Origin of the sequence: Streptomyces sp. NPDC057623 (assembly GCF_042800355.1) — a bacterium.
Taxonomy (GTDB): Bacteria; Actinomycetota; Actinomycetes; order Streptomycetales; family Streptomycetaceae; genus Streptomyces.
The window spans coordinates 16,765-30,461 of sequence record NZ_JBHVGZ010000068.1; the positions used below are offsets into that span (position 1 = coordinate 16,765).

Genomic DNA, 13,697 nt, shown 5'->3' on the forward strand with positions numbered 1-13,697 from the left:
GTTCAGGGGCGTTCGTCGTACTGGGCGCGCGGCAGGAGCTGGATCTTCACGCCGTATCCGGAGCGGTCGGAGGGGACGTGGTCGCGTTCCTGCTCGATCAGCTCGCAGCCGGGGCAGCGCAGGGTGTCGGTGACGTAGGCGTGGTGGTCACCGCCGCGTGCGTGGTCCCACTCCTCCAGCCGGGTGTGGCACTCCGGGCACACTGTCCGCTGCCACTGCGCCCACGCCAGCGCCTTGGCCCGATCCAGCGCGGTCCATCGGCCGTTGCCGCCGAGGAACTGCGAGTGAGGGATCTGGAATCGCTCGCACAGCTCCAGTTCGGCGCGCAGCTGTGGGTCGCGGCTCAGTCTTTTCCCAGTTCCACCCGGATTTCCTGCTGGACCTGCCAGGCCGCGTCCCACAGGGCGTTGGCGTCCGGGGCCGACCAGGTGTTCAGCAGTTCCTCGGCGTCTTTCCGGTTCATGCCGTCCACGGAGGCGGCCGCCACCAGCGCCGCGGGGAAGGTGTCCGGGTTGAAGATCGCGCCCTCCTCCGCCTGCTGCTCGGTCGGTGGATGCTCGGAGATCAACTCCTCCAGGACCGGACGCGGCAGAGCACGGAAGAGAAGGAACTCGGAGGCAGCATCGAGCGCAGCACGGGCGTCGTCGTGTGCGGCAGCAGCGTCCGTGTCCTGCCTGGAGATCTGCTCGTCACCGGGAGTGGCCTCGGCGAGGAACCGGGCGCGCCGGGCGGCCTGTTCGGTTTCCTCGAACCGCTGGCGAAGCTGGTCGTCGTCGCAGATACGGAGCAGGTTCTGGGGGCGGGGGCGGCGGCGCAGGCGGTCCATCTTGGCCGCCCACGCCCCCTCCGCCGCTGCGCTGGCGGAGGGGGACGGCTGGGGCTTGGCCGGTGCAGGGCGCGACATGCTCAGTCCTCGTCGCCGTGCTCGCGGACCGTGGCGGCGGTCTTGGTGGTGCTCACGACGGTCACGTCGACGTGGTCACCGTCGTGGTGGCCGTGCTCGTCGTCGCAGTCCTCGACCGGCGTGGGCAGCGGGTGCGGGGGCACGGCCTCGGGGACCGGGGCGTCGAGCGAGGGCTCCTCGGTGATCGTGTAGGTGACTTGGAACTTGGCGGCCTCGTTGCCGGTCGAGTACGTGGCGGCGCGGGTGGCGACCTGCACGGGGAAGACGTCGACGGAGCGGGAGCCGGGGATGTCGCCCTTGCGGAGGAAGACGACGTAGCCCTTGGCGCCCTTGGGCAGCTCCTGCTCGATGTCGTCGGAGAACCGGTCCTCGTAGAACGTCAGGCTGGAGCTCTCGGCCTTGTCGTTGCCCGGGATCGAGGAGTTGAACGTGCTCCCCATGTCCGGGGTCTCGATGGGCTCGTTCTCCAGCGCCCATCCTTCGATGTCGCTGACGGCCTTGGTCAGGTCGAACCGATTGGGCTCGGAGATCTCTGTACGGGTCGGCCGCTCCGGGTTGTTGACCTTCCTGAGCCAGTAGATCTTGGAGATGCCGCGCCGGAGGAATCGGGTCTGGGTGGCCGGCTTGGTTGTGGACGGCTTCGTCGAGGACACAGGTCCGCTCCCACTTCTGGGGCAGCGTCCCGTGCCGAGGCCCTGCCCCATGAGGTTCAAAGGGGGTTCGCCTGGCCTGGGGCCTAGCGTCCGCGCGGGCCTCCGCGGTGAGGAACCTGAAGTGTGTTCAGGTGGGTGTCACGGTGATCGTGAACCGTTGTACGTAGGACACGATAGCGCCTGCCGCCGACACGGAGGGCTCACCTCCGGCATCGTGCTCAAACTCGCGGTCGATCACTCGCACTTGAGGAATGTGCAAGTCATGAGCCCAACGGCCCTCCGCCCGGCCGACGACCCCGACGCGTACGCGGTCGGCCAGCCACTGCACTTGGTCGTCGCGCTCACCGACGGAGGTGACCTGGTACGTCCAGGCCGCATCGGCGTGCCAGTCCCACAGGGGCGGCCCGCTGAACTCCCCGGGCAGCGAGTCGAGGATGGTATACGGCACGTCTGCGGGCTCCCACTCGCCGGACTTGCCTTGCACGCACGGTAGTTCCCCCACTCCGCACGGACGCCCGGTCGCCTCCATCACAAGCGCGGCCAGGGCGCGGGTGACTGGCAGACGTGCCGTGGTCACGGCAGCACCCCCTCAGCGAGTGCCTGGATGAACTCGGGCTCGCTCTGCCGGAACGCGGGCTCGACGTGCGGGAACGGTGGCTGCCGGTAGTGACGGCCGAGCGCGTCAACGCCAACGAAGCCGTACTCAAGTCGTCTTGACTGTGGGGCGTCGGAGAACACCTCGGCCGTGACCTGGCCGCCTCCGGCACGCACCCGCACGTCCCAGGAGGCGCGGTACTGGCCGGTGATCACGTTCGGTCCCGGACGGCCGCTGGCGTTGCGCTGGATACGGACGCGCAGCAGCATCGCGTGATGACGGGTGATGGTGCGTGTACGGGCGCGGGCAGCCGGGCCCATCCGGGCCAGGGCAGCGGCCAGCGCGATCGGGTCCCGAAACGCGGTCGCGTCCGGGTGGGCATTCGGATGCGGATTCGCGAGCGCCATCAGTCGATCACCTGCACCCTGACGATGCGCACCACGCTGAAGGTTCCCACGGCTTCGTCCGAGACTCGGAAGCGGCGGCCGACCAGTTGAGGATCACGCGGGCCGCCCGGCCTCGCTGATCCGGCGACTCGGATCACGTCGTCCGGTCGCAGTTCCGGGGCGTCGACGGGCAGTACAGCCTGGTATTCCGTCGTGGGAGGCTCGACGGCGAATGCGCCGCTCAACGGCCGGGTGACCGCGGGTCGGCCCAGCGGCATCACAGCGCCGAGCCCGTTCCAGATCAGCAGTTCGTCCGGCGCGGGCGGCACGAGCTGCCCAGTGGCGTCGTCCAGCACATCGTCTGTGCGGCTGGCGCTGTCTCTCCAGGCTTCGAGCTTGTCGTCCAGGACCCGGCCGACGACCCGACGCGCACCCTCGACATCAAAGGCCATGAGCCCACTCCTGGAGTTGGGTGAGCATCGCCTCCGTCAACGAACGCGGGCCGGTGCCAAGGTCGGACCGGGCCAGTGCAGCGCGTTCCAACTCCTCGGGGTCGATTGCTGCCAGGAAGACCGCTGCGGCCGGGCCAGGGGCGGAGGCTTCCGCGACCGCGACGCGTGCCAGCCCTTCGAAGACCGTCTCGGCCCAGTCCCCGGCGTACAGCACAACATGTGGGGACTCTCCCTCCTGGTGACTTATGGCGTAACCCTTGAAGGCCCCCGGGTCGACGTGCCGTCCGTCGAGCTCTATCCCGACCTTGGGGCCGCGGGCGGTGATCCGCAGGCTGTGCAGGTCCTCTGCGTTGTGGTCCATTCACTCGACGCTATGACTGCTGTCGGACAGCTCCCGGCAATCCCGTCTGACTACGCTGACGTCACGTCGGCTCGTGATCAGTTAGGACGCTCACGGCGACACACCCTCCGTGGTGGTGCCGCATGACAAGCCGGGGCTGATGATGATGCCGACTTTCTCGTACAACGGGCGTGCGGCGGCGACAGACAGGGGGTCACCTTGTTCGAGCTTGCCCGACGGCATGTGCCATCGGCAGTACGGTCCTCCGCGCTGAGAGAAGAGGATCTTGTATCCGGTGCGGAAGATGACGTGCGTGTAGATGACTGGCCGTGCCGGTTGTCCGCTCCTGTTCCCTGGAGCAGGTGGTGCGACCGACGCTAGCGGCAGGGTCGGGATGGCGGTGGCGATTCGGCGTGCACCTTGCCGTCTTCGATGGAGGCTGTCTCGCCGGTGGCGAGGGCTTGCAGGCTGACGAGAGTCCTCAGTCGGGCCTCGGGGCGCACCTGGTCGATGAAGTGCATCGTGGGTATGACGCGTACGTCGGCCCGGGGATCGCGGTAGACCAGAGTCTCGACGGCTGCACGCGTCATCGGTGCGGCGGCCAGTACATATGTGATGACCTTCCGGCGACGTGTCTGTACCTGATCCACTGCGACTCGGCGAAGGAGCGGAAGGCCCTCTGGGGAATTGAGGACGTTCTGAGCGGCCTCCTGTGGTGGCTGTCCGACGCGGACTTCGCCGACGGGCAGCATGAGCAGCCCGCGCAGGTCGGCGACGGCGAGGCAGTCGGCGCCGACCGGCACCAGAAGTGCGACGCCGACTATTGGCGGCCGCCAATTCTCGTAGGCGGTGTGTCGCCGGGCGGGTATCGCGACGGTGGCGGCGGGCATCAGGCCGGGCTGCCTTGGACTGCTGCCACGATCTGGGCGAGATGGCTGGGCTGGCTGGTGCTGGGGATGGGAGCGATGTGACTGCCGAGGTCGAGGAGCCAGTGGAGCGGTGCGGCTGGTCCGTTGGCGCTGACGAGGCGGCCGGCACCGAGCGGCCGGTAGGCCACGTAGGGGATGCCGAGTTCGCGGCTGGTTTCGACGGCGGGGTCGAAGGATTCTTCGGTGTTGAGGACGTTTTGTACTGCGGCGACGGTCAGGTACTTGTTGGCCCGGAGGATGTCGTCGGGGGTTACTTTCGACAGGCCGATGTGCCCGATCTTGCCTTCGTTCTGGAGGGCTTGCAGGACGGCGAGTTGGTCTTCGACTGCCACCTCGGGGTCGATGCGGTGCAGGTAGCACAGTTCCAGTCGTTCGACGCGCAGACGACGGAGGCTTGCTTCGACGCAGGCCCGCAGGTAGTAGGGATTGCCGAGCGGCATCCACTGGCCCGGCGCGGGGCGGATCATTCCGACCTTCGTGGCGATCAGTACGTGGTCCGGGTAGGGGTAGAGCGCATCACGGGTCAGGTGCTCGACGGTGTGAGGACCGTAGGCGTCGGCGGTGTCGATGTGGGTGATGCCGTAGGTGTGCACGGCCTGGCGGAGGACGCGCACTGCGGTGGCCCGGTCCGTAGGGTCACCCCAAGTCCCAGGGCCGGTCAGGCGCATGGTGCCGAAGCCGAGCCGGGACACGGTCTTCCCTGCGATGGTGAGGGTGCCTGCGGGCGGTGTCATACGAGAGCCTCCTTCAGACAGTGCTGTACTGCTCTGTCGATGGCGTCGGCCTGGCTGTAGGGGGCGCTGGTCACCCGCTGGTGGGCAATGGCGTCCTGGTCCAGGAGGCGGTGGAGGTGCTGGTCGACGAGGTGCCGGAAGCGGGCGTCGTAGTCGTGGCTGGTGTCCACGGGCACGTCCTGATCGAGCACTGTCGCGAACAGCAGGTCGTACTTGGACAGTTGGGTCGACGCGAGCACGAGGAGACGTTCGCGTTCCAGCCTGGGCGGTACCTCACCGCGGTATTCCAACGCGGCGTGGAAGTAGGCGACGGCGTCGTGGGCGGCCCGGTCGATGAGCACGACTTCGGCGCCCTGGGCGGCCGCGGCGAGCTCGTCGGCAATGCCCTGAGTGATGATCCACTCGGTGGAGGCGGCAGTGTGGTGCTGCATCTTGGGCAGACCGGCCGCTGCGGCGCGCTTGCCGAGGCGGCCGGTTCGGGCCACGGTGACCCCTTCGGCGCGGAGCTCCATCTCTATCCGTTTCAGGAGCGTCGTCTTGCCGGTGGAGTGGGTGCCGAGCACGCCGATACGGATGGGATGGACGGTGGTCACCACAGTGTGGGGTCCTCTTCTGGTTCGGGGGCACCGGGCAGGCCAGGGGGGACCGCTGCGGCGATGAGCAGATCCCAGGTCTGGTAGTGGCTGGCCATGGTGAGCAGGAGTTGTGCCGTGGCGTAGGCGTCGTACGTGGCGCGGTGCCTGCCGGCGCGCGGAGCCTGCGACAGGTCCGGCTGCACATGCCTGATCAGGGCGTCGAGGGTGTACGAGGGCAGGTCCTTGTACGTCGCCCTGGCCAGGCGCAGGGTGTCGATGACGCCGGCCGGTTCCCACGTGGGCAAGTGGCGGCGCAGCTCGCGGTAGTCGACGTGCGCGTGGTGGGCGCAGATCCAGGCCGTGCCCAGGACGGCGCCGACCTGGTCGGCGAGTTCGTCCCATCCAGGCTTATCGGCCAGGAGATCGTTGGTCAGGCCGTGGACGCTGGCCGCGCGTGAGGTGACCGGCCTCTGCGGACGGATCAGCCAGGCCCCGGCCGTCGTTGTGTCCGGCTGGCCTTCGCGGATGGGCAGCGCCGCGATCTCGACGAGATCAGGCGGATTGGTCCCGTTGCCCTCGACGTCGACGACGAGCAGGTGGGGCCAGGAGCCGAAGTTCATGGGGAGTCAGGTCCGTCCTCCGCTGCCCAGCCAATGGAGGCCCGGCCGTGCTGGCGGTAGTGGTGGGGCTTGGTGCGGTCGTGGCACTGGTAGCCGTGTCCGTGCTGCAGGAAGTAGCGGGGCGGTTCGTCCAGTCCCTCGACAACGATGGCACGATCGGTGATCTCAACGGGGCCAGTGGCACCGAGGGCGCGCGCCTCGCGGGTGACCTCGTCCAGGTCGGGCTTGACCCACGCCTTGGCGCACAAAGCGATCTGCTCGGGCGGGCAGATGTCACACAACTCCCGCACCCCGTAGTGGCCGTTGTAGTCGGCCTCCCCGTGGGCGAAGGCGACACCGCAGCTCGTCTTGCGGAACAGAGTCCCCCACGGCTTGCCGCCGGGGAGAGTCGCCGAGTCGAACGCGTCCAGGATTCGCCGCTCGGCCAGCTCCGGCATGATCTTGCGGCGGGCGGTGTCGTCGTACGGCTCGGGCAGGCCGTTGGCCTCGTAGTAGGCCTTGATCTCATCGCGGAAGAACAGGCCCGTGAACACGGTGGCGTGCGCGTGCAGGGACAGTTCGCGGGCCCGCTCGATGTGCTCGTCGGAGTCGTTGAGGCCCGGAACGATCGGGCGCCAGTACAGGACGGTGCGGTATCGCTCGGCGTGCTCGTACAGCATCCGCAGGCTGTCGGCTGCGTACGCCGAGTTCACCGGCTCGATGGCAGGATTGTCGATGCCGGAGTGCGTGACCAGCACCGTCAGCCGCAGGTTTTCGAACGAGTTGAGGACCGCGCAGTCTTCTGCACTGACCCGCCACCGGGTGATGACCAGCACGTGGTTGGTCAGGCCGCGGTCATCGAGCTGCCGCAGCACGGCGTACAGGTGCGGTTTGACCACGGGCAGCATCGCGTCCGTGGCCCGGTTGAACAGCTGTAACGGGGTCTTGTGCGGCCGGAAGTAGGGATGGTTGACGAGTGCGGCGGCCGCGGCCTCGTCGCTCATCAGGCGCTTGGGGGTCTTCATGGTGAAGTTGCCGAAGACATGGCGTACGCAGTAGGCGCACTCCAGCGGGCAGCCGACGATGTGGTTCAGCGACAGGCCGGACTTGCGGTACTCGATCACGTCGGCGAGTGCGGGCTGCAGCTGGCCGATCTGCTCCGAGGTCAGCAGTGGCAGTGACCGGCGAGGAACGGAGGGAGCGGTCATGGAAGCCTCCAAAGGCCTGGGGTGGTCAGCGGTCTGCGGGCGTGGGCTGGTGCGGCACGCCGGGGGCGGTGAGCAGCAGGCGGCGGGATGCGCCGTACCAGGTGCCGAAGTCTCGGCGGGCGGCGTCCGGGTCGTCCGAGGTGTGCACGAGGTTGTGCACGAGGCGCTTGTCGGCGAGGGCGCGTTCGAGGCTGTCGTTGCCGAGGTCGCCGCGGATTGTGCCCGGAGCGGCCCGGGTCGGGTCGAAGTGGCCGATGAGTTCGCGCAGCCGGTTGTGGATGCCCGGCTCCCCGTAGGCCAGCGCGACCGTAACGCTCTTGCCGGTGTAGGCATCGTCCAGGCACGCGGGGATGTCCCGGTCGGGGAAGTGGTCGGCGTCAGCGAGCAGATCCCAGTAGTGCACGTCGGCTTGCCACCGCTGCACGATGATGTCGCGGCGGCTGGCGACGGTGGTGCCTGCGGCCGCGATCCGTTCGAGGACGGCGTCCACCATGCCGAGTTTCACTGCGTCCGGCTTGCACAGGATCACGGAGCAGCGGTCGAAGTCGGAGATCTGGAGGCGGCGGCCGGGCCCGTACCAGGTGCCGTATTCCCGGCGGGCGCTGGCTGGATCGTCGCTGGTGTGGACGAGATTGCGGACGAGGCGCCTCTCCGCGTCGGCGGCGGCGCGGCTGTCGTCGCCGAGGTCGCCACGGATCGTGCCGGCCGCCGCCCGCGTCGGGTCGGTGTGCCCGATGAGCTGACGCAGTCGGGCGTGGAGGCCGGGTTCACCGTGTGCGAGGGCCACGGTGACCGGCCGGCCCGTGAACGCGGCGTCGATGTAGGCAGGCAGGTCAGGGAGGCTGCGGCGGCCGGTGTCAGCGAGGAGGTCCCGGTACACGACGTGCGGCTGCCAGGGCTCGGCGATCATGTCCAGGCAGCTGGAGACAGCGATGCCCGCGTCGGAGATCATTCCGAGGACGCGGTGGACCAGGCCGCGCGCCACGGCGTCCGGCTTGCACAGGATGACCGCCCAACGGTCGAAGTCGATGCCCTGCACCACGGCGCCGCTCATCGGCGTCCCGCCACTCACTGCGCACCCCCGGCCGCAGCGCAGATCGGCCACTTGCGTTCCACGAGCCAGTGCAGGCCGGGGTCGAGCGCGGCCAGGAGGTCCGGGGCGACTGCTTCCGCTTGGTCGTGCTGGATCTGCCGGTACAGCTCGAACAGCATCACCACCTGCTGCCAGTACGGATCCAGGTCCAGGCCCTGGATGTGCTCGACGCTGTAGCGAAGCTGGTTCGTACGGAGCGCCTCCTCGTGCTGAAGAACCTGCGCGATGGTCGCTCCCTCAGTGCTCTGCGGCATTGCCGGGAACGTGAAAGAGGCCACGGCGGCACGGGAGTCGGCCTCGCCCAGGACGCGCTTCACACGCTCGGCGTTGGCGTCGTTGACGTGAGCGGATCCGATGGTGTGGGTGTACGTCCCGAGCTGGAGGCCGAGCTGGATCGCCGCGTACTCCTGGATCATCGTGAAGGAGAAGACATCGGACAGTAGGCCGCAGTCGAGATCGTTCGCACGCATGTTGCAGACCATGTGCAACTGCCCGTCGCGCGGCAGCAGGTGCAGCCCGGCCAGGCAGGCGACGTCGGGGTTGCTGTGGTCCTTGAGTTCCTTCGCCGAGAACACGGGCAGGTAGCCGCGTTTACTGTCGGTCTCGCTGCGTAGCAGTTCCATCACCTGGTCGAACTGCGACTGCCCGGCGCCACGGGCCGGGCTGAACAGGGCGTAGCCGTACGCGGATCCGCCCAGGCGGATGCCGTCGGCGCTGCTGGCGGTCATGGACGGCGCGTAGTAGCTGATCATTTCCAGATCCCGGCGGCCGGCGAGGTACCAGAGGGCCTCGGCGAACTGGAACACCGGGTTCGCTTTGCGCTCGGCCAGGTACGGCAGACGCTGCCGGGGATCGGTGAGCCGGAAGCCGACCCCGATCATCTCCCGGGCGGCATTGCCGCGCGCGTCGATCCGGTGCTCCGGCTGCTCGGTGGCGAGCCGCAGCAGGGCGAGGTAGGCACCTTCGACGTTGTCGAAGCTCGGAGCTGTGAGCAAAGCACTCTCCTATCGAGGGAACAGGTGGTGTGGCAGGGCTCCCGGCCCTGTACCGCAAACCCCCACGGACGGCGAGCACACGGCCGGGACTGGCCTCGTTCCCAGGCCACCGTCCGGTCTGTGCCGGGGCGGGATGCGTGGGTTCCAAGACCTACGTGCTCTCGGCGGCGAAGTGACAGTGTGGGGAGAGGCCAGGGGGAAGAAGCCCCTCCCCACACGGCTATCCGGCACCGAGCCCTGTTTCAGGTCCGGCTGCCGGGTCGTGCACCCGCCCGCCGATCTGCGACCGTCACGCAACCGACGGCAAGCGGGTAGTCGGCGGCGGAGGCCCTAAGGCCGGGCCTCGGTGACGATGGCGGCGTAGGCGTGCGAGTACTCGGTTGACGGCAGACCGCGGATACTCCCGGCGAGCCACTGCGCGGTCGGGACGAGACCCGGCGGGAGGACATGCCACGGGCTCAGCAGCGATCTGACCTGCTCCAGGGGGCGCGGCCGGTATGCGATGCCAGCCTCGGCATAGCCATCGACGAGACTCTTCATTGCCTGCGGATCCCTGTCCGTGCTGGCGTGGGTCAGGGAGATCGCACTTCCAGCTGGAAGCCAGGACCGCAGCACGGCCATCGTCGCGGCGGCCACCTCGTCGGCCACCCACGGCAACAAGTCATGGACCAGGACGCCGATGGGACTGGTGTGGTCGAATATCGCCTGGATCTTGGGATGGGCGAGGAGATCTTCGGTGCGGCAGACGTCCGCCTGGAGTGCCTCGGTCGCCTCATTCACGTCCGAGATCGTGCGCGCGTGGGCACTGACGACCGGGTCGTAGGTTACGTAGACGACGCGAGCAGCCGCATGGACGCCGACCGCGGCCTCGAACGGCGTGGCCAGATCATGGCGTTGGAGCTTGCTGCTGTACGCGGAGGCCAGCCCACATCCGAGGTCCAGGAATTGAGAGATCCCGAGCTCGCGCGCGAGAACACTCACTGCGTGGGGCCGGTGCCGCTCGTTGATCGCCACCATGTGCGGCAGCCACGGTGCCAACTGCACAAGACCTCGGGCCAGCTTCCGGTCGACGTCGTAGTTGTCGGTTCCGCCCGTCATGAAGTTGTCGATCCGCGCGACCGAAGGACGGAGGAAACAGTCCCGCGGCAGACCGGTGGTCGTTTGCGGCGTCATGTTCATCGACGTGGGGGGTGCCTCGTTTTCTGTGGTCGCCCTCATGGGCGCTGTTCCGGCTTGAAAGCGAGCCCGGCCAGCGCGCCGGCCTCGTGCGGGTCAAATTCGGCCTGCGGGTGGGTCGTGCGCCAGCGGTGCGGTGCTACGAGTCCCGGTGTCTCCAACGCCCAGCTGCCGAACAGCGACTCGATGAAATCGGCATCACGCGGCTTGAAGTCGATGCCTGCCGCGCGGAACGGCGCCGTGAACCTGGACATGGGGTTGCCGCCGAAGTCGGTGGCATGGGTGACGGACAGGGCACTGCCGGGCGGCAGCTGTTCCCGCAGTACGTCCATGGCCTCGGTCACGGTCTCGTCGGAGCCGATCCAGGGCAGGACGTCATGCAGCAGCACCCCGATAGGGCGGCTCCAGTCGAGCACGTACTGCACCCGCCCGGAGGTGAGGAACTGGTGCATGTGCCGGATGTCGCCCTGCACCCACTGCGGTTGCAAGGGGTGCTCCTCCACCGTGATGCGGCTGGCCCCGAAGGCCAGCGCGTTGTGGTCGGCGTAGACGATCCGCGCCGTGCTCTGGTGGCGGGCGACGATGTCGTGGAGGGTGGTGTACGGCTCGGCGTCGTCGGGCGGAGGGCTGGGGAAGGGCATCAGGCCGCATCCCAGGTCGAGGAACTGACCGATGCCGCGGGCCGTGAGGTGACTGATCACGCTCGGCCTGTGCAGCCGGTTGATGACAGCCGCGACTGACAGGGCTTCGGCATCGGCCTCCGCGAGCGACCACACGAACTTCCTGTCTGCCAGGTAGCTGTCGGAGCCGCCGATGAGCATGTCGTAGATGCCCGCTACGGCCGGGCTGTCGTCGGAGTCCTCGGGCATCGGCGTGACAGGGATGCGCGGATCCGCTCGGTTCTGCTCTGCCTGGTAGGCGCGCACGCCGGCGTCGTGGTAGCCCCACATCCGGGCCCGCAGCTTCTGATCCCCGAGGGTGGCGCCCAGGCCCCAGCGGATGGTGCGGGGCGCATCGATCGCCTCGCCGTAACTAGTGCCGTCCCGTAGGTCCGGGAAGCCTGGCTGCCCGTCCAGGGCGAGCAGGACGAGCAGGGCCTGAGTCCAGCCCTGCACGGTGACTTCCCCGGCCACCCGCTTGCCGTCCAGGGGAACGGCCAGGCACGTCTCGCAGGAGTCGTCGTTGCCCAGCCTGATCTCCAGGGCTCGATCGATCAGTGTGGGATCGGCCAGCCGATCTCTCATCACCGCCCGTTCCTGCTCGCACCGTGACAGAGCACCGGCCGGGGGCGTCTCGGATTCCGTGTCCGGGGAGGGGGTCAGCGCAGCCATGCGATCACCTGCTGGGCGGTCAGGATCTGGTACTGCCAGGCCCGCTTGATGGCGTGCGCGCGGTTCTTGGCGCCCAGGTTTGCCAGGAGGTCCTGCTCATCGCTGCCGATGAAGCCGAATCCTCGTTTCAACTCGGCGGCCATCTGCGCGGACGACTTGCCTTGGCCAATGAGTGGTACGAGCTCACGCTGCTCTGTGGGCAGTGTCAGCTTGTCGGGGTCCAGGAGGTCGGGGTGTGTGATGGCGTCGGTGGCGTAGCCGACGGCGATCGTGGCCTCGATCTCGCTCATGCCGTGCAGCTTCGATTTGGCGAGCTTGAGGTAGCCGGAGGCGGTTCCCGGCTTGATCTTGAGGTCTGCTGCGACCTTGGTGAGCGCGTGGCCGTCGGCCATGCCTTCGACGACTTGTCGCTCTCTGGGCGCGAGTCGGATCTTCGGGATGGTCAGGGTCACTTCTGAACTCCTTGGCGGGCGTGGGTGATCTGCTGGCACAGGGCGGCGAACCGGTGTTCCGCGTCGGCCGCGAGCCGGCGTATCGGCGGTCGCAGACGTCGGGTCCGCTGCCACCGCCGTAGGGCAGCGACGGCGAGCGCGGCGAGTAGTGCGGGGGCGATGCGGCGGAGAGGGTGCCCGGCGCTGGGGTGTTTCGACTTCCCGTGGGGGACGGATGGAGTCGTGCTCTCCCAGCGCCGGGCAGGGAGTCGGGCCTGCTGCCGTGAGGAGGAGTCACGGCACAGGGCAGGTCCGACGTGTGGGGAGGGAGCGCGCCTCATGCGTCGTCTCCCATCAGGTCGAGGATGGCGACGATGGCGAGGGCGTACCGGCGCAGGTGCGACAGCGTCTCGTCCGGGGCCGGCCGTTCGTCCCGCAGCGCGAGGAGTCGGCATACCTCCTGCGTGGGGTACCACCGGACGCGGTGCGGGACGACCCTGATGAGCTGGACTGTCGCCCGGTGGAACCGGTCGGTGATCCGCGCAGCTTCCTCCTCGCTGAGCGGCGCAGCGGACAGCGGGCGCTGCCGCCGGGCAAGGGGGAGTCCGAGACGAACCAAGAGGCCGTCGAGCTTGCGGCTGCGGTCCTCAGGGCTGGGGTCGGGCCGGTCGCGAAGGACGTCTTCGAGGGTGTCGATCAGGTCCTCGCTGATCCCGTCGTCCGCGAGGGAGCGGGACAGCTTGTGCACGAGCATGCGCATCGTCTCGTCCCTGGATGAGACTGGCCGGCTCAGCAGTTCGGCAGCTGTAGCAGTGTCCACAGCGACCATCACGATCCCCCTTCAGGGATCGTGATGGAGCACCACGTCATCGTGCCGTCCGAGCTGACGCCCCACTCCTTCGAGACGGCCGCAACGAGTAACAGCCCGCGGCCGTCCTCGTCGGCCGCGTCGGCGGACCGCATCCGAGCAGGAGTCGGGGAACCGTCGGTCACTTCGATGCGAAGCTCCCCGGCGGAGCACCGCACCCTGAGCCCGACCGGTCGTCCCTTGCCGTACCGGACGGCATTGGTGACCAATTCGGACACGGCGAGCGTGGCATCGTCGGCCAGCGTCGTAAGGTCCCAGCCGTCCAGCTGGGCCCTGGTGATCCGCCTCATCTGCCCGGCGCAGTGCTCGAATGGAAGGAAGTCCACCTCGAAGCCCAGCGGGGCTGCCCGATCTGGGACCAGGCCGGTGAGGGCATCGGCTGTGGCAGCCTTCAACGCCCCGGCGGGAGCCGCCGGCATGGTTCGCTC

At 68.5% G+C, this 13,697-nt stretch carries 20 protein-coding genes; all 20 read right to left on the reverse strand.

Annotated elements, in window-relative coordinates:
* Positions 1-2 precede the first annotated feature (2 nt).
* The gene (locus ACFU95_RS40925) at positions 3-203 is read right to left on the reverse strand and encodes a hypothetical protein (RefSeq protein ID WP_383839510.1); all 201 of its coding nucleotides are present in this window, start codon (positions 201-203) and stop codon (positions 3-5) included.
* Positions 204-343: 140 nt separating this feature from the next.
* Positions 344-904: a hypothetical protein gene (locus ACFU95_RS40930; protein WP_383839513.1), complete on the reverse strand. Its 561-nt coding sequence runs from the start codon at positions 902-904 to the stop codon at positions 344-346.
* A gap of 2 nt (positions 905-906) precedes the next feature.
* Positions 907-1,557, reverse strand: a complete 651-nt coding sequence (locus tag ACFU95_RS40935; RefSeq protein WP_383839516.1) for a hypothetical protein — start codon at positions 1,555-1,557, stop codon at positions 907-909.
* A gap of 127 nt (positions 1,558-1,684) precedes the next feature.
* Complete coding sequence (locus ACFU95_RS40940; RefSeq protein WP_383839519.1) at positions 1,685-2,005, reverse strand: hypothetical protein; 321 nt, start codon at positions 2,003-2,005, stop codon at positions 1,685-1,687.
* Positions 2,006-2,130: 125 nt separating this feature from the next.
* Entirely contained in the window at positions 2,131-2,559 is a 429-nt protein-coding gene (locus tag ACFU95_RS40945) for an HK97 gp10 family phage protein (RefSeq protein WP_383839522.1), read from the reverse strand.
* A complete protein-coding gene (locus ACFU95_RS40950) occupies positions 2,559-2,990 on the reverse strand; it encodes a DUF6093 family protein (RefSeq protein ID WP_383839525.1) in 432 nt (143 codons plus the stop codon). Before ACFU95_RS40950 ends, ACFU95_RS40945 begins: the two co-directional genes overlap by 1 nt.
* Complete coding sequence (locus tag ACFU95_RS40955) at positions 2,980-3,351, reverse strand: hypothetical protein (protein ID WP_383839529.1); 372 nt, start codon at positions 3,349-3,351, stop codon at positions 2,980-2,982. The genes ACFU95_RS40950 and ACFU95_RS40955 overlap by 11 nt, the downstream gene beginning before the upstream one ends.
* Positions 3,352-3,441: 90 nt before the next feature.
* Positions 3,442-3,738, reverse strand: coding sequence for an NUDIX domain-containing protein (locus ACFU95_RS40960; RefSeq protein ID WP_383839646.1), 297 nt, complete (start codon positions 3,736-3,738; stop codon positions 3,442-3,444).
* Positions 3,708-4,220 (reverse strand): hypothetical protein, encoded by a 513-nt coding sequence (locus tag ACFU95_RS40965; RefSeq protein WP_383839649.1) that lies wholly within the window; start codon positions 4,218-4,220, stop codon positions 3,708-3,710. Before ACFU95_RS40965 ends, ACFU95_RS40960 begins: the two co-directional genes overlap by 31 nt.
* Entirely contained in the window at positions 4,220-4,993 is a 774-nt protein-coding gene (locus tag ACFU95_RS40970) for an aldo/keto reductase (RefSeq protein ID WP_383839532.1), read from the reverse strand. The genes ACFU95_RS40965 and ACFU95_RS40970 overlap by 1 nt, the downstream gene beginning before the upstream one ends.
* Positions 4,990-5,586 carry an AAA family ATPase gene (locus tag ACFU95_RS40975; protein WP_383839535.1) on the reverse strand — a complete coding sequence of 199 codons (597 nt, stop codon included), beginning with the start codon at positions 5,584-5,586 and terminating at the stop codon, positions 4,990-4,992. The genes ACFU95_RS40970 and ACFU95_RS40975 overlap by 4 nt, the downstream gene beginning before the upstream one ends.
* A complete protein-coding gene (locus ACFU95_RS40980; protein WP_383839537.1) occupies positions 5,583-6,188 on the reverse strand; it encodes an exonuclease domain-containing protein in 606 nt (201 codons plus the stop codon). Before ACFU95_RS40980 ends, ACFU95_RS40975 begins: the two co-directional genes overlap by 4 nt.
* Entirely contained in the window at positions 6,185-7,375 is a 1,191-nt protein-coding gene (locus ACFU95_RS40985) for a radical SAM protein (RefSeq protein WP_383839540.1), read from the reverse strand. The genes ACFU95_RS40980 and ACFU95_RS40985 overlap by 4 nt, the downstream gene beginning before the upstream one ends.
* Positions 7,376-7,400: 25 nt before the next feature.
* The gene (locus ACFU95_RS40990; RefSeq protein WP_383839543.1) at positions 7,401-8,429 is read right to left on the reverse strand and encodes a nucleoside-diphosphate kinase; all 1,029 of its coding nucleotides are present in this window, start codon (positions 8,427-8,429) and stop codon (positions 7,401-7,403) included.
* Positions 8,430-8,443: 14 nt separating this feature from the next.
* Positions 8,444-9,463 (reverse strand): thymidylate synthase, encoded by a 1,020-nt coding sequence (locus ACFU95_RS40995; RefSeq protein WP_383839546.1) that lies wholly within the window; start codon positions 9,461-9,463, stop codon positions 8,444-8,446.
* Between the two features lie 330 nt (positions 9,464-9,793).
* The gene (locus ACFU95_RS41000) at positions 9,794-10,642 is read right to left on the reverse strand and encodes an SAM-dependent methyltransferase (RefSeq protein WP_383839549.1); all 849 of its coding nucleotides are present in this window, start codon (positions 10,640-10,642) and stop codon (positions 9,794-9,796) included.
* A 35-nt stretch (positions 10,643-10,677) separates the two neighbouring features.
* Positions 10,678-11,970, reverse strand: coding sequence for a DUF6302 family protein (locus ACFU95_RS41005; protein ID WP_383839552.1), 1,293 nt, complete (start codon positions 11,968-11,970; stop codon positions 10,678-10,680).
* Entirely contained in the window at positions 11,958-12,422 is a 465-nt protein-coding gene (locus ACFU95_RS41010) for a LuxR C-terminal-related transcriptional regulator (protein ID WP_383839555.1), read from the reverse strand. Before ACFU95_RS41010 ends, ACFU95_RS41005 begins: the two co-directional genes overlap by 13 nt.
* Before the next feature lie 316 nt (positions 12,423-12,738).
* Complete coding sequence (locus tag ACFU95_RS41015) at positions 12,739-13,161, reverse strand: hypothetical protein (RefSeq protein WP_383839557.1); 423 nt, start codon at positions 13,159-13,161, stop codon at positions 12,739-12,741.
* Positions 13,162-13,229: 68 nt separating this feature from the next.
* Entirely contained in the window at positions 13,230-13,688 is a 459-nt protein-coding gene (locus ACFU95_RS41020) for an ATP-binding protein (RefSeq protein WP_383839560.1), read from the reverse strand.
* Positions 13,689-13,697: the final 9 nt, after the last annotated feature.